The sequence below is a fragment of the Pseudomonas sp. BP8 genome, from assembly GCF_017875955.1.
GTDB lineage: Bacteria > Pseudomonadota > Gammaproteobacteria > Pseudomonadales > Pseudomonadaceae > Aquipseudomonas.
Genome location: NZ_JAGINK010000001.1, coordinates 5,309,417 through 5,331,805, shown reverse-complemented (window position 1 = coordinate 5,331,805; position 22,389 = coordinate 5,309,417). Strand labels below are relative to the sequence as shown.

The following is a 22,389-nucleotide window of genomic DNA, read 5'->3' as shown; positions in this document are numbered from 1 at the left end:
GAGGCCCAGGATGGGCCGTACAGCGCGGTCCTCCCGGAGCAAGACCGGAGCAAGGGAACCCGGAGCGCAGCGCAGGGCCGGATGCAGGAGCAGGCGGTTTTTGGTTACTTTTTTCCAAGAAAAAAAGTGACCCGCCGTAAGGGCGGAAGGGGCCGGAAAAGCCACCCCATCAAGTGGATAAGCCCACAACCTACAAGCCCCAAGACCAGAACCAGCCCCTCCCAACAATCCATGAACAACCACAAAAAAAGGGCCGCTAAGCGGCCCCTTCTTCTTCAGCTAAACGCTCAACCCGCAACCAACACGCGAATCGCCTCCAGCCGCAAAGCTGCCTTCTCCAGCATCGCCAAACCATCCTCACGCTGCTTGCGCAACGCCTCGATCTCGCTATCGCGCACACTCGGATTGACCGCCTTCAGCGCAGTCAAACGCGCCAACTCTTCATCCGCCTCGGCGGCCAGACGCCGCTGGGCATCGGCCACGCGCTCGACGTGCACCGGCTCGATCTTGGCGTCGGCACCGCTGATCCGCTGCGCCAGCACATCCCGCTGGGCCTGGATGAACTTGTTGGCGCTCGCCCGCGGCACGCTTTCCAACTGCTCGTTGAGGGTCTCGAACGCTACCCGCGGTGCCAGGTCGTTGCCGTTGGCATCGAGCAGGCAACGCAGTGCCGCCGACGGCAGGTAACGGCCCAACTGCAGGCTGCGTGGCGCCACCACTTCGCTGACATACAGCAGCTCGAGCAGCACGGTGCCGGGCTTGAGCGCCTTGTTCTTGATCAGTGCCACGGCGGTGTTGCCCATCGAACCCGACAACACCAGGTCCATGCCGCCTTGCACCATCGGGTGCTCCCAGGTCAGGAACTGCATGTCTTCACGCGACAGCGCCTGAGCACGGTCGTAGGTAATGGTCACACCCTCGTCGTCGCCCAGCGGGAAGCTGGCGTCGAGCATCTTCTCGCTCGGCTTGAGGATCAGGGCGTTTTCCGAATGGTCTTCGCTGTCGATGCCAAAAGCGTCGAACAGGGTCTCCATATAGATAGGCAGGGCGAACTGGTCGTCTTGCTCAAGGATCGCCTCGACCAAAGCCTGGCCTTCGCCAGCGCCGCCGGAGTTGAGTTCAAGCAGGCGATCGCGACCGCTGTGCAACTCGGATTCGAGTGCCTCGCGGGCAGCTTTTGCCTCGTTGACCAATGCGTCCCAGGTGCCGGCTTCGCCGCTTTCGAGCAGCGGCAGCAGGCGCGGGCCGAAGCGGTGCTGCAGGGCGCTGCCGGTCGGGCAGGTGGCAAGGAAGGCGTTCAGGGCCAGGTGGTACCACTGGAACAGGCGCTCTTGCGGGCTGTCCTGCAGGTACGGGATGTGCAATTCGATGGTGTGCTTCTGGCCGATCCGGTCGAGACGGCCGATGCGCTGCTCGAGCAGATCGGGATGAGCCGGCAGGTCGAACATCACCAGGTGATGGGCAAACTGGAAGTTGCGACCTTCACTGCCGATTTCCGAGCAGATCAGCACCTGGGCGCCGAACTCTTCGTCAGCGAAGTAGGCCGCGGCGCGGTCACGCTCGAGGATGCTCATGCCCTCGTGGAACACCGTGGTGGGGATGCCGGAGCGCACGCGCAGGGCGTCTTCCAGGTCCATCGCGGTCTCGGCGTGGGCACAGATGACCAGCACCTTGGTGCGCTTGAGCATCTTCAGCGTATCGATCAGCCAATCGACCCGTGGGTCGAAGCGCCACCAGCGCTCTTCTTCTTCGCTGGCGCCCTGGGCCTGGAAGGCCACCTCTGGATACAGCTCGGCGTGCTCGCCGCTTGGCAGGTTGGCGTACTGCTCGGGATTGGCCAGCGGGTACGGGTGCAGGTGGCGTTCAGGGAAGCCCTGGACCGCGGCCCGGGTGTTGCGGAACAGCACCCGGCCGGTGCCGTGGCGATCGAGCAGTTCACGGATCAGGCGCGCGCTGGCTTCGCTGTCGCCATCGCTGACTGCGGCCAGCAGGGCTTCGCCCTCGGCACCCAGGAAGCCCTGGATAGTGGCGTGGGCCTTGGGCGACAGGCGGCCCTTCTCGAGCAGTTCCTGGACCGCCTCGGCTACCGGGCGATAGTTCTCGCTCTCGGCGCGGAAGGCCGCCAGGTCGTGGAAACGGTTCGGGTCAAGCAGGCGCAGCCGCGCGAAGTGGCTGTCCTGGCCCAGTTGCTCCGGGGTCGCGGTGAGCAGCAGCACGCCGGGGATGACCTCGGCCAGTTGCTCGACCAGGCCGTACTCCGGGCTGACCTGGTCTTCATGCCAGACCAGGTGGTGCGCTTCGTCGACCACCAGCAGGTCCCAGCCCGCGGCGAACAGAGCATCCTGGGCTTTTTCGTCGTCGACCAGCCACTCCAGCGCAACCAGTGCCAACTGGGCATCTTCGAACGGATTGCTGGCATCGCTTTCGGTGAACCGCTCGGCGTCGAACAACGCCACTTCCAAGTTGAAGCGGCGACGCATTTCGACCAGCCACTGGTGCTGGAGGTTCTCCGGCACCAGGATCAGTACGCGATTGGCGCGCCCGGTAAGCAGTTGGCGATGGATGACCAGGCCGGCTTCAATGGTCTTGCCCAGGCCGACTTCGTCCGCCAGCAAGACCCGTGGGGCGATTCGGTCGGCAACTTCACGGGCAATGTGCAACTGGTGGGCGATCGGTTGCGCGCGGCAACCTCCCAGCCCCCACAGCGTCGACAGCATCTGCTTGCTGGTGTGCTGCAAGGTGTTGTACCGCAGCGAGAACCACGCCAGCTGGTCGATCTGCCCGGCGAACAAGCGATCGCTGGCCAGGCGGAACTGGATGAAGTTGGACAGCTGGGTCTCGGGCATGGTGCGCGGTTGGTTCTGCGCATCAAGCCCGTGGTAGACCATCAGCCCGTCGACGACGTCGACTTCGCGTACGGTCAGCTTCCAGCCCTCGAAATGGGTGATCTGGTCGCCTGGGGAGAAGCGCACGCGGGTCAGCGGCGCATTGCGCAGGGAATACTGGCGGGTGTCGCCAGTGGCCGGATAAAGCACGGTCAGCAGGCGGCCATCCTGCGCCAGGATGGTACCCAGGCCGAGCTCGGCTTCGCTGTCGCTGATCCAGCGTTGCCCCGGTTGATACTGCTGCGCCATACTGCCTGAACTCCCGCCGATGAAAAGCCGGCTATGTTAACGGATAGACCGGGCAGACCAAAGAATAAAGAGTCTAGCCGTTTCATCGACGAACACCGCCAACCGATGAGGGCACCGAGCCGAATGCTTGCCAAGCACTGCTGGTTGAACGCCTCCGTGGGCCTGGGCAGCTTGTTGCTGCTGGCGGCCTGTGACCAAAAAAAATTCGAGAGCCTGCCGCCGATCCCGATCGAGCAGCTCGAAGTGCTGGGTGTGCAGACACCGCTTAAAAGCGTGCACTTTCGTGATCGTGACGGCGAAGGCCTGCTGGTGTTGAGTCGCGTCGATGGCCAGGCCACCGATGCTGAAAGCGAGCAGGAGGTCGACAAGGTGCTGCTCAAGGCGACGCTGTATGGCCGCAGTGCCGCAAGCGATGCGTTCAAGGCACGTTGGCAGATCGAACAGGAGACCACCTGCCCAGGGCTGGACCTGGACGTCGACTTCTATAACGATGTCAGTGACGTCAGCGACCTCAACAAAGATGGCGTTGCCGAACTGACCGTCGCCAGCCATGCCTTCTGTGGCGGGGGCATCGACCCGCACGACATCGCCATCGAAATGCGCGAAGGCCAGGTGATCTACAGCATCACGGGGCAGTCGCTGATTACCCCGGCCGGCGAAGAGCCGATCGGGGGCGAACGTGAAGACAGCGCTTCGTTGAAAAATGCGCCACAGGCGGTGCGTGATCACCTCGATGCGGTCTGGCAGCAGGTCTACAAGCGGCCGTGGAGTGAAGCCAGCCCGCCTGCGGATGACGCCGCCGACGAGCTGCCCGAGTGAGTCGGCTAGACTAAAGGGCGTATCGCCAGGAGTTGCCGCGCAGTTCGCTGGGTGGCGGCTCAAGACCGCTGTAGGTTGGCCGATACAGTAGCTATAGGAGAATTCCCATGCTGCCGCCGATCATCCCCCTCAGTGCCGCCCCCGTGACATCGCAACTGGACCCGGTCAAGCCGACGCCGGATATTCCCCCGGTGGTGCCGGCGCAAGCCACCTCCGGCGATGCCACGATCGACCTCAAGAACCAGCGCGACCCGAGCGAACAGGCCCTGCTGCTGCGTGAAGAGCAGCGTCGGCAGCAGCAACGTCGGCAGCACGGTCAGGATGAGCGCTATGAAGCCCTCGCCGGTGAGGAGCTCAATGCCGATAACACGGTACCGGTGGCGCCGCTCGGTGAGCGTCAGCGCCAGGGCCTGCTGGTCGATATCGAAGTCTGACTGGCCAATGCCAGCGGCTGGCGGCATCATGCAAGTATCTGCTGACAGTCGGGCCCGCCCATGAGTGAAGAAAATCTGATCGATTTCGGCGCCGAGCGCGCCAAGCGCATCCACGACATCAAGGACAAGCGCCTCAACGAAGTGCGCCAGGCCTTCGAGCAGGCCATGCCCTTGACCGGCGCGAAAAAGAAGAAATCCAAGAGCAAGCCCAAGAAGCGCTGAATCTTGACGCAGGTCAACCCTGCGCCCGCCTCGCGTGCCCGGTCCCGGGCACCTATTGACCCTGATCAATGCCCGCTGCCCGCACATTCGTTACCTTGCATCCATCGGACAACGGCAGACGGATACGGGAGCGCCAACATGTTCTTCGACAATGTGGTTATCGCAGGTGTGGTAACGGTCGGGCTGATGGTGCTGTTCTTCGCCGGTCTGGGTATTTTCATCTGGAAGGATTCGCACAAGCGCAAGCCGCGCTGATCCTTTCCGATTCACGAGCACGCAAGGCATTTAGGGCGACTTCGGTCGCCCATTTTTTTGTCTGCATTTTTGCGTTGACCGGACCTTCCTCGTCCAAGGGCAAGCCCACACGCTTGTGAACGCCTCCAAACCTGTGAGAGTGGGCTTGCCCCGCGAAGAGGGCGAATGAGCACCACAAAATCTCGCTAACATAGATGATTAGCTAGCTAATCAATCGTTTCCACAGTATCCTCCACCCATTGTCTATCGTTCTACACATCACCCCCCGCAAGGTCCGATTCGTGCCCATTACCTTCCAGGCCCTGTTCGCACCCAGCAACCTCGCCCTCAAGTTCGCCATCAAGACTCTCTTGGGCGGTGGCCTGGCGCTGTGGCTGGCCATGCGCTGGGGGTTGGAGCAACCCTCCTGGGCCTTGATGACTGCCTTCATCGTGGCCCAGCCGCTGTCGGGCATGGTGGTGCAAAAAGGCCTGGCAAGGCTGGCCGGCACCTTGGTCGGCACGTTCATGTCGGTGGTGTTCATCGGCCTGTTCGCCCAGACGCCATGGTTGTTCCTGCTGACCCTGGCGCTATGGTTGGCCTTGTGCACTGCGGCGTCGACCCAGTTACGCAGTGCCTGGGCGTATGCCTTTGTCCTGGCCGGCTACACCGTGGCAATCATTGCCCTGCCTGCCGTCGACCACCCGCTGCAGGTATTTGACCAGGCCGTGGCGCGCTGTACCGAGATCTGCCTGGGGATTGTCTGTGCCACTGCCACCAGTGCCTTGCTCTGGCCCTTGCGCGTCGAGCAACAGCTCGGCGGGCAGGCGCGCCAGGCCTGGCAGAGCGGTTTGCAGGCTTCAAGCGCCATGCTCGGCGGCGAGGAGGGGGCGCGCAAGGGCTTGCTGGACATCCTCGGACGCATCGTTGCCATTGACGCACAGCGTGAGCACGCGTGGTTTGAGGGCAGTAGCGGCCGCCAACGGGCCAAGGGTGTGCGGGGGTTGAGCCAGAAACTGATGGTGCTGCTGCGCATTTCGCGGTCGGTGCGTCGGCAATGGCGTCAGCTCGATGAGCGCGAGGCCGAGCGTCTGGCGCCCTGGCTTGAGCAGGTTCGCGCCGAGCTGGCCCAGCCCGACCAGGCGAGCCTGTTGCTGTTGCGTCAACAAGTCTGGGATGCCGCTCAGGGCCAGCAGATCAGTTCGGCCGAGCATTACTGCCTGGCCCGCATGGCCTTGCTGCTCGACTACGCCATGGCGGCCACTCAGGCGTTAGTGGATGTCGAGCAGGGCAGAACACCCAAGGAGGCCGCGCAGGGCCTGGCCGTGCACCGTGACCTGCCGCTGGCATTGTTGTTCGGCTCGCGCAGTGCCTTGGCGTTTTTGGTCATGAGCAGCTTCTGGCTGGCCACCGCCTGGCCGTCGGCACCGGGTGGCCTGGTGCTGACCTGCGTGGTCTGCAGCCTGTTCGCCAGCCGTGAGAACGGCGCACAGATCGGCCTGAGCTTCTTGCGCGGGATTCTTTTGGCCATCCCTGCGGCGTTTGTCGTCGGGCAGATTCTCCTGCCTCAGTGGAGCAGCTTCGCCATGCTGTGCCTGGGCATGGGCGTCCCCCTGTTTTTCGGTGCGCTGGGCATGGCTCACCCACGCACCGGGGCCACCGCGACCTCGTTTTGCCTGCACTTCATCGTCCTGGTGGCACCGCTCAATGCGATGAGTTTCAGCGTCGCCAGCATGCTCAACAGTGCTCAGGCCATGCTCCTCGGCGTCGGCGCTGCGGTGCTGGCTTTCCGCCTGGTAGTGATTCGCCACCCGACCTGGCTAGGCCGGCGTCTGCGCGCGGCGACGCAAAGCGACCTGGTCCGTCTGACCCGACGCGACCTGCGCGGCGCCGACAGCTGGTTTGGCGGGCGCATGGCTGACCGCTTGATGCAACTGGCGCGTCACGCCAGTGAACTACCTGAGGCCCAGCGTCAACGCTGGGATGATGGCCTGCACGGTCTGGATATAGGTGATGAACTGGTGCACCTGCGCATGTGCCTGGCGGTCGCTCAAGCGCCCATGGCCGATGCCGAGCGGCATTATCTGGAGCAGGTCGAGGCGGTCCTGGCCAAAGGCCCGGCGCCGGGCCGCGGGCAGCGCCTGGACGCCGCTAGTCAAGCGTTCATCGAAGCCTTGCGGCGCCAACCGCCTAGCGATCCGCTGCGTCTGGCCGAGGGTGCGGTGCTGCAGTTGCAAAAAAGCTGGGGTAAATGGTGCCGCTGGCAGGAGGAAGTCCATGGGCTTGCGTGAGTGGGCGCTGGGCGGTGTGCTGCTCAGCCCGTTCCTGATCTACGTGCTGATCGCCCTGCTATTGACCGGTGCCCTGCGGCTGCTGGTGCAGGCCACGCCGCTGGGACGCTGGATCTGGCATGAGGCGTTGTTCGATGTGGCGCTGTTCGTTTGTGTCCTGTTCCTGGTAGTGCGTCTACTGGGGTCTTTGTAAGGAGTAACTCGATGCGTGCAGCGGTACGTACCCTGGTCACCCTCTGTGTGGTGATCATCGCCATTTTCGCCGGTTATCAGCTCTGGCAGTACTACATGCTCACGCCCTGGACTCGGGATGCCCGGGTGCGCGCCGATGTGGTGGTGATCGCCCCAGACGTGTCCGGATGGGTGCGCGAGCTCAAGGTGCACGACAACCAGCAGGTCAAGGCCGGCGATCTGCTCATGAACATCGATCGCGACCGCTTCCAGGCTGCGCTCGAACAGGCCAAGGCGGTTGCCGAGACCCGCACCCAGCAACTGCACCTGCGTGAACGCGAGGCGGCCCGGCGCACGGCGCTTGGCCCCGAGGCGATCAGCGCCGAGCTGCGTGAGAACGCCCAGATCAACGCGGCCATCGCCCGTGGCGAATTGCACGAGGCCCAGGCCCAGTTGCAGGTGGCCCAGCTCAACCTGGACCGCAGCGAAGTCCGCGCGCCACGCAGCGGGCACATCACCAACCTGCGTCTGGCCCAAGGCAACTACGTCACCACCGGGCAGTCGGTCATGGCCTTGGTGGATGATTCGACCTTCTATATCCAGGCTTACTTCGAGGAAACCAAGCTGCCGCGGATTCGCGTCGGCGATCCGGTCAAGGTCTGGCTGATGGGGGCGGGCGATGCTCTGCAAGGGCAGGTCGAGAGCATCAGCCGGGGGATTACTGATCGCAACAGCAACCCGGACAGCCAGTTGCTGCCGGAGGTCGAGCCGACCTTCAACTGGGTGAGGCTGGCGCAACGGATCCCGGTGCGGATTCGGCTCGAGCAGATCCCCGAGGGCGTTACCCTCAGTGCGGGGATGACGGCCAGTGTCCAGGTGCGCGAGGATCATCTCGAGCCGGTGACAGCTCCGCGTTGAGGGCTCAGGGGCGGTTCATTCAGGGTAGGCAAGCCTGAGCGGTGGAGTGTCGGCGCGTTTGATATTCACTTGGTCACGGCCCCTGTGCTTGGCGCCATACAGCGCCATGTCGGCCTGTTCGAGCCAGTGCTCGGGCGATTTCAGGCCACTGTCGAATGCCGCCAGGCCGATACTCAGGCTGACGCGCAGGGCGGGCAGCTGCGGGTTGCGGTAGGCGTTGACCCGTTGGCGCAGGTGCTCCATGGCCTGGCAGGCCGGACCTTCATCGCCTGAAAAGAACACGCAGAACTCGTCGCCACCATAGCGCCCGGCATGGGCGTCATTACCCAGCGTGCTGCGCAGCTCCTGGCTCAGGTGGCGCAGCACGCAGTCTCCGACGACATGCCCGTAGGTATCGTTGATGACCTTGAAGTGGTCGATGTCGATCAGTGCGATGACCGCCGGTAACTGCTGCTGGCTGCAGATCTGAAACTTGAGCAGTAGCAGGTCTTTCCAGGAGCCATGATTGAGCAGGCCGGTCAGGCTGTCAGTGCGGCTCAGTGCGCTAAGCTGACGTTTATGGTCGGCCAGCTTGATCGCCAGGCGGTAGCACACCCAGCCTAGCGCCAACGGGTAGAGCGTGAGCATCGGTAGGCAGGCGTACACCTGAAGTTGCGTGGCCTGCAGTTGCAGGCCCGTGCCCAGTAGCAGGCTCGCCAGCAGCATGCCGAGCAGTTGCGCGAGCAGTCCGCGCAGCACCAGGCGGCGGCCGCCCGCAGCAACGTTGTTCAGGGTCATCATCGACAGGATGGTGACGCAGGGCAGCGGATTGAAGTGGATGGCTGCGGCCCAGAAGCCGCCCATCAAAGAATCGAGCAGCAGGTTGCGTTGCTCGGCCTGGTAGGGGTTGGCGCTGCGCAGTGCCCAGTGATAGGCCAGGTGCGGCCAGATCAGGCCATTGCCGAGCAATAGTAGCCAGACCCAGCCAGGCGGCTGCATGGGAGCAATCGCGGCCATGACACTGAACAAGCCAATGCCCAGGCCGATGATTCTCGGCAGGTAGATGCGCCTGACAAAGGAACGCCCTTTGCCGCTTCTGTAGTCGATCATGGTGTGGGTTCTTCCGTGGGGCGCCGTTTATCGCATAAACCGTATGAATATTGTTCAACAGTGTTGCGTCGGCAAAAAGTGACCTTGCAGGCCAATTCACGGTTGATCCAATCACTGTGGGGTAACATGAAGGCCTTGTTCCTGTTTGGAGTGCTCCTGTTCATGCAGCCCACAGTCGCTCATGCCGGTGACCCGGCGCATTACAAGGATGGACGCTTTCACAACCTGGCTGCGCTGCCCCAGGACGGGGTAATGAAGAAGCTGCGCATCGGCCTCAAGTACCTGTTTCTGCGCAAGCCGGCCGAAACCCGGCCGGCTGCACCGATCAGCCTGCAGCCGATGACCCGCCAGCAGGTACTCGATGCCCCCGATCACAGCCTCTGGCGGCTGGGCCACTCGACGGTCCTGCTCAAGCTGCGCGGGCGCTTCTTTATTACCGACCCGGTATTTGCCGAGCGCGCCTCGCCGGTGCAGTGGGCCGGTCCGCTAAGGTTTCATGCACCGCCGCTGGCCCTGAACGAGGTTCCCGCGTTGGCGGCCGTGATTATTTCGCATGATCACTTCGACCACCTGGACGAGCAGGCCATCCTCCAGCTTGCCGGGCGCACCGACCAGTTTCTCGCACCGTTAGGCGTCGGCGACCGGCTTATCGCGTGGGGTGTGCCCGCCGGCAAGGTGCGGCAGCTCGACTGGTGGCAGCAAACCGAGGTCGAGGGCGTGCGCTTTGTTGCGACCCCGGCGCAGCACTTCTCGGGCCGCGGGCTGTTCGACAGCAACCACACGCTGTGGGCCTCATGGGTAATCATGGATGACCAACTGCGGCTGTTCTTCAGTGGTGACACGGGCTATTTCGAAGGCTTTCGCGAGATCGGCGAACGCTACGGGCCGTTCGACGTGACCCTGATCGAGACTGGCGCCTATAACCTGGCCTGGCCGAATGTACACATGCAGCCTGAGCAGAGCCTGCAGGCCCATCAGGATCTGCGCGGGCGGTGGATGTTGCCGATCCACAATGGCACTTTCGACCTGTCCATCCATGACTGGCAGGAACCGTTTGAGCGCATCCTCGCGCTTGCCTCGGCGGCGCAGGTGAAACTAAGTACGCCGCAGATGGGCGAGCGGATCAGTCTCGACTCGCCGCATGCCGGACAGAACTGGTGGCAACCGCGGCCGCTGCGCCAGCAGGGGAGGGCGGCGCAGCGCTCGGTAGCCACGCGCTGAGTCAGATTTTCGGCTCCTGGCGGCGACTGGCGGGCTTGTTGTCTTCCTTTAATAGCTGCGAAGGCGGCTTGCCGCTGTCACTGCGGACCTGGGCATGGCTGATCAGGGCGAAGATGAAGCTGCCACCAATGATGTTGCCGGCCAGCGTAGGCAAGGCAAACTCCAGCCAGAACGCCTGCCAGGTCTGATCGCCTGCCCAGACCAGGTAGGACACCTCGACCGAGCCGACCACGATGTGGGTGAAGTCGCCGAGGGCCATGAGGTAGGTGATCATCAGGATGATCCAGATCTTGGCGTTTTCCATGGCAGGAATCATCCAGACCATGGTTGCGATCATCCAGCCAGAGATGATGCCCTTGGCGAACATCTGGCTGATGTCGTTGGTCATCACCTTGCGGCCTATCTCAAGAAAGGCAACATCGGCCTTGCTGTCGAAGATCGGCAGCTCGAGCATGACCCACGCTACCAAGATGGTGCCAGCCAGGTTGCCGGCCAACACCACAGCCCAGAGTCGCAGCAGGCGGCCGAGGTTGCTCAGGGTAGGCGTGGTCATCAGCGGCAGGACGGCGGTCAGGGTGTTCTCGGTGAAGAGTTGCTGGCGGGCGAGAATCACCGCCAGGAACCCCGCGCTGTATCCCAGGCTGGCTATTACCTGTGCGCTGTCGCCGTCCGGCAGTCGGGCGTAGAACAAACCCATGGCCATCAGTGACAGGCCCATGCTCAGCCCAGCCGCTAGCGCTGACCACCACAGGGCGGCCAGGGTGCGTTCCAGCTCCTGATCGCCCTGGGCACGGATGATCTCGTGCAGTACCGCTGCGCGTGGCGGCTGGTTATGGCTGATTTCCTGTTCTTCGTCCGCTGACAGGCCTGGGGTCTTGTCGCTTTGCGTATCACTCATGGCCGTTGTGCTCCGCTGGGTGTTTCTCTACAGATCAACGGCACCTCTATTTAGTTGCCGAACGTCTGCATTCACTTTTTAAAAGTTTTTATAGAACAAGGTGTTGACTCATATTTCATATCGCGTATTATTCGCCTCCTCGCAGCGATGCAGTCGCAGCGAGGCAAGCCGGAAACGCTTGCGGCTGGTAGTGAAAAGGTAGTTGACAGCAGGTTGTAACGCTGTAGAATTCGCCTCCCGCTACGAGAGATCGCAAGCGAGTCAAGTGTTTGAAGTTGAACGAGTTTCTCGCAAAATACTTCGAAATAAACGCTTGACAGACACAGAGGAAAGCGTAGAATGCGCGCCTCGGTTGAGACGAAAAGCTCTTAACCAACCGCTCTTTAACAAATTGAATCAAGCAATTCGTGTGGGTGCTTGTGAGTATGGTTTGATAGTCGCCAAGATTATCAGCATCACAAGTGGCCGCATGAGAAATCATAGTAGTCATTTGAGATTGCTGAGCCAAGTTTAGGGTTTCTTAAAAACCCAAGCAGTATTGAACTGAAGAGTTTGATCATGGCTCAGATTGAACGCTGGCGGCAGGCCTAACACATGCAAGTCGAGCGGATGAGAAGAGCTTGCTCTTCGATTCAGCGGCGGACGGGTGAGTAATGCCTAGGAATCTGCCTGGTAGTGGGGGACAACGTTTCGAAAGGAACGCTAATACCGCATACGTCCTACGGGAGAAAGCAGGGGACCTTCGGGCCTTGCGCTATCAGATGAGCCTAGGTCGGATTAGCTAGTTGGTGAGGTAATGGCTCACCAAGGCGACGATCCGTAACTGGTCTGAGAGGATGATCAGTCACACTGGAACTGAGACACGGTCCAGACTCCTACGGGAGGCAGCAGTGGGGAATATTGGACAATGGGCGAAAGCCTGATCCAGCCATGCCGCGTGTGTGAAGAAGGTCTTCGGATTGTAAAGCACTTTAAGTTGGGAGGAAGGGCAGTGAGCGAATACCTTACTGTTTTGACGTTACCGACAGAATAAGCACCGGCTAACTCTGTGCCAGCAGCCGCGGTAATACAGAGGGTGCAAGCGTTAATCGGAATTACTGGGCGTAAAGCGCGCGTAGGTGGTTTGTTAAGTTGAATGTGAAAGCCCCGGGCTCAACCTGGGAACTGCATCCAAAACTGGCAAGCTAGAGTACAGTAGAGGGTGGTGGAATTTCCTGTGTAGCGGTGAAATGCGTAGATATAGGAAGGAACACCAGTGGCGAAGGCGACCACCTGGACTGATACTGACACTGAGGTGCGAAAGCGTGGGGAGCAAACAGGATTAGATACCCTGGTAGTCCACGCCGTAAACGATGTCAACTAGCCGTTGGAATCCTTGAGATTTTAGTGGCGCAGCTAACGCATTAAGTTGACCGCCTGGGGAGTACGGCCGCAAGGTTAAAACTCAAATGAATTGACGGGGGCCCGCACAAGCGGTGGAGCATGTGGTTTAATTCGAAGCAACGCGAAGAACCTTACCAGGCCTTGACATGCAGAGAACTTTCTAGAGATAGATTGGTGCCTTCGGGAACTCTGACACAGGTGCTGCATGGCTGTCGTCAGCTCGTGTCGTGAGATGTTGGGTTAAGTCCCGTAACGAGCGCAACCCTTGTCCTTAGTTACCAGCACGTAATGGTGGGCACTCTAAGGAGACTGCCGGTGACAAACCGGAGGAAGGTGGGGATGACGTCAAGTCATCATGGCCCTTACGGCCTGGGCTACACACGTGCTACAATGGTCGGTACAGAGGGTCGCCAAGCCGCGAGGTGGAGCTAATCTCACAAAACCGATCGTAGTCCGGATCGCAGTCTGCAACTCGACTGCGTGAAGTCGGAATCGCTAGTAATCGCGAATCAGAATGTCGCGGTGAATACGTTCCCGGGCCTTGTACACACCGCCCGTCACACCATGGGAGTGGGTTGCACCAGAAGTAGCTAGTCTAACCCTCGGGAGGACGGTTACCACGGTGTGATTCATGACTGGGGTGAAGTCGTAACAAGGTAGCCGTAGGGGAACCTGCGGCTGGATCACCTCCTTAATCGAAGACATCAGCCTGCTGATGAGCTCCCACACGAATTGCTTGATTCACTTGTATAAAGACGATGCTGTAACGCGACCCTGTTATAGGTCTGTAGCTCAGTTGGTTAGAGCGCACCCCTGATAAGGGTGAGGTCGGCAGTTCAAATCTGCCCAGACCTACCAATTACAGGGTGCAGCCTAGATCAAATGGGGCCATAGCTCAGCTGGGAGAGCGCCTGCCTTGCACGCAGGAGGTCAGCGGTTCGATCCCGCTTGGCTCCACCACTTTTCGCATTACGCAATCGCTTGTCAGAACTTAGAAATGAACATTCGTTGATGAATGTTGATTTCTGACTTTTGTCAGATCGTTCTTTAAAAATTCGGATATGTGATAGAAATAGACTGAACACTACTTTCACTGGTAGTGGATCAGGCTAAGGTAAAATTTGTGATGCGCTCTTAACTGAGCATGTACGAATTTTCGGCGAATGTCGTCTTCACAGTATAACCAGATTGCTTGGGGTTATATGGTCAAGTGAAGAAGCGCATACGGTGGATGCCTTGGCAGTCAGAGGCGATGAAAGACGTGGTAGCCTGCGATAAGCTTTGGGGAGTCGGCAAACAGACTGTGATCCAGAGATCTCTGAATGGGGGAACCCACTCAGCATAAGCTGAGTATCTTGTACTGAATACATAGGTGCAAGAGGCGAACCAGGGGAACTGAAACATCTAAGTACCCTGAGGAAAAGAAATCAACCGAGATTCCCTTAGTAGTGGCGAGCGAACGGGGACCAGCCCTTAAGTTGGTTTGAGATTAGTGGAACGCTCTGGAAAGTGCGGCCGTAGTGGGTGATAGCCCCGTACACGAAAATCTCTTATCAATGAAATCGAGTAGGACGGAGCACGAGAAACTTTGTCTGAACATGGGGGGACCATCCTCCAAGGCTAAATACTACTGACTGACCGATAGTGAACCAGTACCGTGAGGGAAAGGCGAAAAGAACCCCGGAGAGGGGAGTGAAATAGATCCTGAAACCGTATGCGTACAAGCAGTGGGAGCCTACTTGTTAGGTGACTGCGTACCTTTTGTATAATGGGTCAGCGACTTATATTCAGTGGCGAGCTTAACCGAATAGGGGAGGCGTAGCGAAAGCGAGTCTTAATAGGGCGTTTAGTCGCTGGGTATAGACCCGAAACCGGGCGATCTATCCATGGGCAGGTTGAAGGTTAGGTAACACTGACTGGAGGACCGAACCGACTACCGTTGAAAAGTTAGCGGATGACCTGTGGATCGGAGTGAAAGGCTAATCAAGCTCGGAGATAGCTGGTTCTCCTCGAAAGCTATTTAGGTAGCGCCTCATGTATCACTGTAGGGGGTAGAGCACTGTTTCGGCTAGGGGGTCATCCCGACTTACCAAACCGATGCAAACTCCGAATACCTACAAGTGCCGAGCATGGGAGACACACGGCGGGTGCTAACGTCCGTCGTGAAAAGGGAAACAACCCAGACCGTCAGCTAAGGTCCCAAAGTCATGGTTAAGTGGGAAACGATGTGGGAAGGCTTAGACAGCTAGGAGGTTGGCTTAGAAGCAGCCACCCTTTAAAGAAAGCGTAATAGCTCACTAGTCGAGTCGGCCTGCGCGGAAGATGTAACGGGGCTCAAACCATGCACCGAAGCTACGGGTATCACCTTCTGGTGATGCGGTAGAGGAGCGTTCTGTAAGCCTGTGAAGGTGAGTTGAGAAGCTTGCTGGAGGTATCAGAAGTGCGAATGCTGACATGAGTAACGACAATGGGAGTGAAAAACTCCCACGCCGAAAGACCAAGGTTTCCTGCGCAACGTTAATCGACGCAGGGTTAGTCGGTCCCTAAGGCGAGGCTGAAAAGCGTAGTCGATGGAAAACAGGTTAATATTCCTGTACTTCCGATTGTTGCGATGGAGGGACGGAGAAGGCTAGGCCAGCTTGGCGTTGGTAGTCCAAGTTTAAGGTGGTAGGCTGGGATCTTAGGCAAATCCGGGATCCCAAGGCCGAGAGCTGATGACGAGTTGCCTTTAGGCGACGAAGTGGTTGATGCCATGCTTCCAAGAAAAGCTCCTAAGCTTCAGACAATCGGGAACCGTACCCCAAACCGACACAGGTGGTTAGGTAGAGAATACCAAGGCGCTTGAGAGAACTCGGGTGAAGGAACTAGGCAAAATGGCACCGTAACTTCGGGAGAAGGTGCGCCGGCGAAGGTGAAGGGTTTACCCCGTAAGCTTTTGCCGGTCGAAGATACCAGGCCGCTGCGACTGTTTATTAAAAACACAGCACTCTGCAAACACGAAAGTGGACGTATAGGGTGTGACGCCTGCCCGGTGCCGGAAGGTTAATTGATGGGGTTAGCGCAAGCGAAGCTCTTGATCGAAGCCCCGGTAAACGGCGGCCGTAACTATAACGGTCCTAAGGTAGCGAAATTCCTTGTCGGGTAAGTTCCGACCTGCACGAATGGCGTAACGATGGCGGCGCTGTCTCCACCCGAGACTCAGTGAAATTGAAATCGCTGTGAAGATGCAGTGTATCCGCGGCTAGACGGAAAGACCCCGTGAACCTTTACTATAGCTTTGCACTGGACTTTGAATTTGCTTGTGTAGGATAGGTGGGAGGCTTTGAAGTGGGGACGCCAGTTCTCATGGAGCCATCCTTGAAATACCACCCTGGCAACTTTGAGGTTCTAACTCAGGTCCGTTATCCGGATCGAGGACAGTGTATGGTGGGTAGTTTGACTGGGGCGGTCTCCTCCCAAAGAGTAACGGAGGAGTACGAAGGTGCGCTCAGACCGGTCGGAAATCGGTCGTAGAGTATAAAGGCAAAAGCGCGCTTGACTGCGAGACCCACACGTCGAGCAGGTACGAAAGTAGGTCTTAGTGATCCGGTGGTTCTGTATGGAAGGGCCATCGCTCAACGGATAAAAGGTACTCCGGGGATAACAGGCTGATACCGCCCAAGAGTTCATATCGACGGCGGTGTTTGGCACCTCGATGTCGGCTCATCACATCCTGGGGCTGAAGCCGGTCCCAAGGGTATGGCTGTTCGCCATTTAAAGTGGTACGCGAGCTGGGTTTAGAACGTCGTGAGACAGTTCGGTCCCTATCTGCCGTGGACGTTTGAGATTTGAGAGGGGCTGCTCCTAGTACGAGAGGACCGGAGTGGACGAACCTCTGGTGTTCCGGTTGTCACGCCAGTGGCATTGCCGGGTAGCTATGTTCGGAAGAGATAACCGCTGAAAGCATCTAAGCGGGAAACTTGCCTCAAGATGAGATCTCACTGGGATCTAGAATCCCCTAAAGGGCCGTCGAAGACTACGACGTTGATAGGTTGGGTGTGTAAGCGCTGTGAGGCGTTGAGCTAACCAATACTAATTGCCCGTGAGGCTTGACCATATAACACCCAAGCAATTTGCTAGCGCGAATTGCGGTGGTGAAGACGAAACAGCTGAAAATTCGTACCATCACAAAATCACATATCCGAATTCGCTGGGCTGTCCATCTGGACATTCTGGCTACAGAATTTCTTGACGACCATAGAGCATTGGAACCACCTGATCCCATCCCGAACTCAGTAGTGAAACGATGCATCGCCGATGGTAGTGTGGGGTTTCCCCATGTGAGAGTAGGTCATCGTCAAGATTCATTTCGCAAAACCCCTATCTGCGCAAGCAGGTAGGGGTTTTGTCTTTGGGCGGTAAAAATTCTGCGGTCAAGTCACCCTTACTGATCCACCTCATCAATATTTCCACGCTTTTCTCCTCCATGCCCCTCAAGCAAATACATTTTGTCCGAACGAGCACACCCCCTGTGCGCCATAGGTGCGACAATATTGCAGTTCGATTACGTGACTTTATCGCGCATAGTCAGCGTCAAGATTTAGATTCGGGGGCACCTTCCGCCCGCGGACAAGCCGATGTCAGCGCTTTGTGCTGACCGCCCTGGACGCCAGTAGCGTCCTTTTACTTGAGGTAACAAGCAAGATGGCTAAGGCCGCCGATGTCGTTGTGCAATGCCTGGAAAACGAAGGTGTCGAGTATGTATTCGGCATTCCCGGTGAGGAGAACCTCGACCTGCTGGAATCCCTGCGCAAGTCGAAGATCAAGCTGGTACTGACCCGTCACGAGCAGTCCGCGGGCTTCATGGCCGCCACCTATGGCCGCCTGACTGGCAAGACCGGCGTCAGCCTGTCGACCCTCGGCCCTGGCGCGACCAACTTGGTGACCGCCAGTGCCTACGCCTATCTCGGCGGCATGCCGATGATGATGATTACCGGCCAGAAGCCGATCAAGAAGTCCAAGCAGGGCCGCTTCCAGATCATCGACGTGTGCGGCATGATGGCCCCCATCACCAAGTACACCCACCAGTTCGCCTCGGCCGACAACATTCCATCACGCATGCGCGAAGCGTTCCGCCTGGCCGAAGAAGAAAAGCCGGGTGCCGTGCACCTGGAGCTGCCGGAAGACATCGCTGCCGAGCAGACCGATGCCATGCCGATCCCGCGCAGCCTGCACCGTCGTCCGCTGGCTGAGCACGTAGCCATCGAAGCCGCCATCGAAAAACTGCGCACTGCGCGCAGCCCGATCCTGGTAATCGGCGCCGGCGCCAACCGTAAGATGACCGCCAAGGTCCTCAAGCAGTTGATCGACAAGACCGGTATCCCGTTCGTTACCACCCAGCTGGGCAAGGGTGTGGTCGACGAGCGCAGCCCGCGCTTCCTGGGCAACGCTGCGCTGTCGTCGGGTGACTTCGTCCACCGCGCAATCGAAGCCGCCGACCTGATCATCAACATCGGCCACGACGTGATCGAGAAACCGCCGTTCTTCATGGTCCGTGGCGGCACCGAAGTCATTCACATCAGCTTCCGCTCCGCCGAAGTCGATGCCGTGTACTTCCCGCAGATCGAAGTGATCGGCGACATCGCCAACGCCGTCTGGCAGATCGCCGAAGGCCTGGGCGACACCTCGCACTGGGACTTCACCCGGCTGATGGCCATCCGTGAAGCGAACGAAGCGCAGATCGCTGAAGGTGCCGACGACGCCCGTTTCCCGGTCTATCCGCAGCGGCTGGTGGCCGACATCCGTCGCGTCCTGCCGTCCGAAGGCATCGTCGCCCTGGACAACGGCATCTACAAGATCTGGTTCGCCCGTAACTATAAGGCGCACAAGCCCAACACCGTGCTGCTCGACAACGCCCTGGCGACCATGGGTGCCGGTCTGCCGTCGGCCATGGCCGCGCATCTGGTGTACCCGGACCGCCCGGTGATTTCGGTGTGCGGCGACGGCGGCTTCATGATGAACAGCCAGGAACTGGAAACCGCAGTCCGCCTGGGCATGCACGTCACCGTGGTGATCCTGCGTGACGACGGCTACGGCATGATCCGTTGGAAGCAGGCCAACATGGGCTTCACCGATTTCGGCCTGGACTACGGTAACCCGGACTTCGTCAAATACGCCGAAGCCTACGGTGCCAATGGCCATCGTGTGGAAAGCGCCGAAGGCTTGCTGCCGCTGCTCGAGCACTGCATCAACACTCCAGGTGTCCACGTGATCGACTGCCCGGTCGACTACAGCGAGAATGACCGCATCCTCAACAGCGAGCTGCGTGAGCGCGCGCTGGCGGTGTAACGCCTGAGAACACCCTGGCAGGCAAGTGTGAGCGCCGAGCGGCTGCTCTCATTTGCTTGCCAGGGTGTTAGATGTTTTCCCTAGTATTCTTGGATTTCCCCTACATCTTCTGCAGATTTGGCTGACTGTTCGAGCCATCTGCCTCCTCGCTTTACTGGCCTCCTTCCCATAACCACAAGAAGGAAAGCCTCCATGTCAACGCACCCCACCCCGGTAAGTCCCGTCCGCATCGCAGTCATCCAATACGATCCCCAAGTCGGTCTCGAGCACTGCGAGGGGAATCTGAGCAAAGGCTTGGCCTTGGCCCGTCAGGCAGTTCGCGAGGGTGCCAATCTGATTGTCATGCCTGAGCTGGCCAATACCGGCTACACCTTCCACACCCGCGCCGAAGCCTACGCCCATGCCGAAACGTTGCAGGGTGGTCCCAGTCTTGAGGCCTGGTGCAGTTTTGCCCGTGAGCACAACGTCTACCTGGCTGCCGGGTTCGCCGAACGTGATGGGGTCAAACTCTACGACAGCGCGGTACTGTTCGGCCCCGACGGCATGCTCGGCCACTACCGCAAGGCCCACCTGTGGAACCAGGAAAAACTCTGGTTCACGCCAGGAAACCTCGGTTTTCCCGTATTCGAGACACCGATCGGCCGCATCGGCCTGCTGATCTGTTGGGACATCTGGTTTCCAGAAGTCCCGCGGCTGATGGCCCAGCAGGGGGCAGACATCATCTGCAGCCTGAACAACTGGGTGTGGACCCCGCCACCGCTGTTCGACGCCGCCGGACGGTGCATGGCGTCCTACCTGACGATGACAGCCGCGCATGTCAACAACGTCTACATTGCCGCAGCCAACCGCATCGGCCAGGAACGGGGCGGACGCTTCCTGGGCTGTTCGTTGATCGCGGGGACCAATGGCTGGCCCATTGGCGAAGTGGCCAACGCCGAGGAGGAGTGCATCCTCTACGCCGATGTCGACCTGAGCTGTGCACGAAGCGCGCCGATCTGGAACAGCCTCAACGACTTGCCCCGCGACCGCCGCACCGACCTCTACGACGCAATGCTGGGCTATGGCCTGCATTCGCCGCTGCCGCGCTAAGGAGCCACCATGAACACTGCACCCACGGTGCCGCGTCGCGGTGCCCTCGAATTGCTTGTGGTCTGTCTGCTGGCGTTACTGGCAGTCAGCCTGCTACAGGGTCAATGGCCGGATTATGCACACATGGCCGCCACGCTCGACCAGCCGCTCAGCCGGCTGCGCTGGATCGTAGGCGATATCAGCGAAGTTGCATTCTACAAACACGAACTGCCCGCGCTGGGGCTTTTGCTAGGCGCCGCTCTGGCGCACTGGGCACACTGCAAAGGCTATCGCTGGCAGGGTTTCGCCATCTGCTACGGAAGTGGACTGTGGCCCTGGCTGCTGATCAGCGCGCTGCTAGGCCTGCTGCTTAGCCATGCCGTCTGGGGATGGACGTTGGCGAGCGGTACCTGGCAGCCGACCTTCGTCGCCTTCGTTTCCTTGCCATCGGCGATGGTCCTGCTGTTTGGAGGTGGTTGGCGGGTCGCGCTCAGCGGTGCGCTGCTTGGCGCGCTATTGGTGACCCCGGCCAGCCTGCTGCTGGTCAACCTGGTCTGTTATCCGCTGCAGTTGCCGGTGGTGGTTGGCAACGTGGGCGGCATGGCCCTGGCAGTGCAGTGGCCTTCGTCCTGTGCAAGTGTTTTCCGGTTCTGGTCGCTGGGGGGCGATCTGCACAACAGCCTCGGCCAACCACACCCGTCACGACGCCAGACTACGGTGTGTGCTGGACCCTACGCAGGGTACTGGCCGACTTCAGCGAGGCGCCGTTCTTCGGCAATGAACTGGCCAGCCTGGGATTGCTGCTCGGTTTACTCCTCGCCTACGTGCTGGCACCGGGCGCGCCGGCCTATGGTTCACACCTGGTACTCGAGCTGGTCGCAGGCCAGGCCCTGGCATCGCTGACCGGTATCGTGCTGTGGAAGCGCCAGTGGGTAGCGCGCGGCTGGTACCCCACCTACATTCCTATTGTATCGATCGTGCCAGCAGCCATTCTCACCCTGGGTGGCAGCTGGCAAGTGATCGTGCTGAGCGCCGGGATTGGGGCATTGCTTGCGCCTCCACTGGCCGCGGCGATCAGCGCGCGACTGCCCGCTTACATGCACGGCTACATTGGCAACGTGCTGTCCATGGCCATCAGTACACTGTCGATTGTGCCGCTGATTGGCCTGATGGTAGGAGACGCCTGATGAGAGAGATGAGTACCCTGCCTACGCTGTCGATCGGCAGCTTGGGCGGCACCGTGAGCATGCAGGCCGGCGCACCGGGACAGGGCATAACCCCCCAAGTCGACTGCGCGGCGCTGTTGGCTTCTGTCCCCCAGCTGGCTGACCTGGCCCGTGTGCGGGCCAAGACCCTGTGCCTGGTCCCCAGTGCTTCGCTTGGCTTTGCGCAATTGATCGACGTGCTCGAATGGGCCAGGCAAGAAATCGAGCAGGGCGCTCAGGGCGTGGTGTTGACCCAAGGCACTGACACGCTGGAAGAGACCGCGTATTTCTTCGACCTGCTATGGCCTTTCGAACAGCCCTTGGTCGTTACCGGTGCCATGCGTTCGGCCAGCCAGCCAGGCGGCGATGGACCAGCCAACCTGTTGGCGGCGGCCCAGGTGGCATTGGCCGGCAACAGCCGTGGACGCGGCGTGCTGGTGGTGATGAACGATGAAATCCACGCCGCGGCCAGGGTGCGCAAGACCGCCAGCTTGACCGTGGCCGCCTTCACGTCGCCCGGGCATGGGCGCGAGGGCCTGGTGGTCGAGGGAGTGCCTCTCTACCGCCAGCCAGCCAGGCCGCGCAGGGTGTTGCCGATACCGCGTCGCAGCGAGCACTGCGTCGCGCTGCTTGAAGCCACGCTAGATGCCGACACGCGTCTGCTCGAGGCGATTCCCGCCCTGGGTTATGCCGGCGTGGTCATCGCCGGCTTCGGCGCCGGGCACGTTTCTGCCACCTGGGCACACGCGCTGCAGACGATTGCCCAGCGCATGCCAGTGCTGGTTGCTACGCGAACCGGTAACGGGCCGACGGCCATGTCGACCTACGGCTTCGTCGGTGCAGAGATCGATCTGCGCCAGAAGGGCCTGCACATGGCCGGCGCGCTTTGCCCGCGTAAATGCCGGATCCTGCTCTGGCTGCTACTCGCCAATGGCCTGCAGGCATCGCTCGAAGAGTACCTGCACCCTTAGTGGG

General features: G+C 60.0%; 14 protein-coding genes, 2 tRNA genes, 3 rRNA genes and 1 pseudogene. 17 read left to right on the top strand and 3 right to left on the bottom strand.

The window, feature by feature from the left end:
- Positions 1-287: 287 nt before the first annotated feature.
- Entirely contained in the window at positions 288-3,134 is a 2,847-nt protein-coding gene (rapA, locus tag J3B00_RS23305) for an RNA polymerase-associated protein RapA (protein ID WP_209872609.1), read from the bottom strand.
- Between the two features lie 123 nt (positions 3,135-3,257).
- On the opposite strand from rapA, the gene J3B00_RS23300 reads away from it, so the two are divergent.
- The 7 genes from J3B00_RS23300 to J3B00_RS23275 all read left to right on the top strand — a co-directional run bounded on the left by J3B00_RS23300 (position 3,258) and on the right by J3B00_RS23275 (position 8,223).
- Complete coding sequence (locus J3B00_RS23300) at positions 3,258-3,953, top strand: hypothetical protein (protein ID WP_209872606.1); 696 nt, start codon at positions 3,258-3,260, stop codon at positions 3,951-3,953.
- 107 nt (positions 3,954-4,060) lie between these two features.
- Entirely contained in the window at positions 4,061-4,387 is a 327-nt protein-coding gene (locus J3B00_RS23295; protein WP_209872603.1) for an aspartate-semialdehyde dehydrogenase, read from the top strand.
- 60 nt (positions 4,388-4,447) lie between these two features.
- A complete protein-coding gene (locus tag J3B00_RS23290; protein WP_209872600.1) occupies positions 4,448-4,609 on the top strand; it encodes a hypothetical protein in 162 nt (53 codons plus the stop codon).
- Positions 4,610-4,747: 138 nt separating this feature from the next.
- Positions 4,748-4,864 carry a cytochrome c oxidase subunit CcoM gene (gene ccoM / locus J3B00_RS26870; RefSeq protein ID WP_281076012.1) on the top strand — a complete coding sequence of 39 codons (117 nt, stop codon included), beginning with the start codon at positions 4,748-4,750 and terminating at the stop codon, positions 4,862-4,864.
- A 281-nt stretch (positions 4,865-5,145) separates the two neighbouring features.
- On the top strand, positions 5,146-7,134 hold the full coding sequence (locus J3B00_RS23285; RefSeq protein WP_209872597.1) for an FUSC family protein: 1,989 nt from the start codon (positions 5,146-5,148) through the stop codon (positions 7,132-7,134).
- Positions 7,121-7,327: a DUF1656 domain-containing protein gene (locus tag J3B00_RS23280; RefSeq protein ID WP_209872594.1), complete on the top strand. Its 207-nt coding sequence runs from the start codon at positions 7,121-7,123 to the stop codon at positions 7,325-7,327. Before J3B00_RS23285 ends, J3B00_RS23280 begins: the two co-directional genes overlap by 14 nt.
- 11 nt (positions 7,328-7,338) lie before the next feature.
- Complete coding sequence (locus tag J3B00_RS23275) at positions 7,339-8,223, top strand: HlyD family secretion protein (RefSeq protein WP_209872591.1); 885 nt, start codon at positions 7,339-7,341, stop codon at positions 8,221-8,223.
- A 15-nt stretch (positions 8,224-8,238) separates the two neighbouring features.
- Here the strand turns inward: J3B00_RS23275 and J3B00_RS23270 are convergent, their stop codons facing one another.
- Entirely contained in the window at positions 8,239-9,312 is a 1,074-nt protein-coding gene (locus J3B00_RS23270; protein WP_209872588.1) for a diguanylate cyclase, read from the bottom strand.
- 126 nt (positions 9,313-9,438) lie between these two features.
- Here J3B00_RS23270 and J3B00_RS23265 point away from each other — a divergent pair, with 126 nt between their 5' ends.
- A complete protein-coding gene (locus J3B00_RS23265; protein WP_209872584.1) occupies positions 9,439-10,533 on the top strand; it encodes an MBL fold metallo-hydrolase in 1,095 nt (364 codons plus the stop codon).
- Position 10,534: 1 nt separating this feature from the next.
- On the opposite strand, the gene J3B00_RS23260 is transcribed toward J3B00_RS23265, so the two are convergent.
- On the bottom strand, positions 10,535-11,431 hold the full coding sequence (locus J3B00_RS23260) for a formate/nitrite transporter family protein (RefSeq protein WP_209872581.1): 897 nt from the start codon (positions 11,429-11,431) through the stop codon (positions 10,535-10,537).
- Between the two features lie 540 nt (positions 11,432-11,971).
- On the opposite strand from J3B00_RS23260, the gene J3B00_RS23255 reads away from it, so the two are divergent.
- From J3B00_RS23255 to J3B00_RS23215, 9 genes and pseudogenes are all read left to right on the top strand, one after another.
- Positions 11,972-13,508: ribosomal RNA gene (locus J3B00_RS23255) — 16S ribosomal RNA — on the top strand.
- Between the two features lie 87 nt (positions 13,509-13,595).
- Positions 13,596-13,672 (top strand) — tRNA-Ile (locus J3B00_RS23250).
- Positions 13,673-13,698: 26 nt separating this feature from the next.
- Positions 13,699-13,774 (top strand) — tRNA-Ala (locus J3B00_RS23245).
- A gap of 244 nt (positions 13,775-14,018) precedes the next feature.
- Positions 14,019-16,910 (top strand): 23S ribosomal RNA (locus tag J3B00_RS23240).
- 130 nt (positions 16,911-17,040) lie between these two features.
- A 5S ribosomal RNA gene (rrf, locus tag J3B00_RS23235) occupies positions 17,041-17,156 on the top strand.
- The 16S, 23S and 5S rRNA genes sit together here with 2 tRNA genes alongside, the layout of an rRNA operon.
- Before the next feature lie 341 nt (positions 17,157-17,497).
- Positions 17,498-19,141 carry an acetolactate synthase large subunit gene (locus tag J3B00_RS23230; RefSeq protein WP_209872577.1) on the top strand — a complete coding sequence of 548 codons (1,644 nt, stop codon included), beginning with the start codon at positions 17,498-17,500 and terminating at the stop codon, positions 19,139-19,141.
- Between the two features lie 192 nt (positions 19,142-19,333).
- Positions 19,334-20,230 carry a nitrilase family protein gene (locus tag J3B00_RS23225; RefSeq protein ID WP_209872574.1) on the top strand — a complete coding sequence of 299 codons (897 nt, stop codon included), beginning with the start codon at positions 19,334-19,336 and terminating at the stop codon, positions 20,228-20,230.
- 9 nt (positions 20,231-20,239) lie between these two features.
- A pseudogene (locus J3B00_RS23220) lies at positions 20,240-21,396 on the top strand (hypothetical protein).
- A complete protein-coding gene (locus J3B00_RS23215; protein ID WP_209872571.1) occupies positions 21,396-22,385 on the top strand; it encodes an asparaginase in 990 nt (329 codons plus the stop codon). The pseudogene J3B00_RS23220 and the gene J3B00_RS23215 overlap by 1 nt, the downstream one beginning before the upstream one ends.
- Positions 22,386-22,389: the final 4 nt, after the last annotated feature.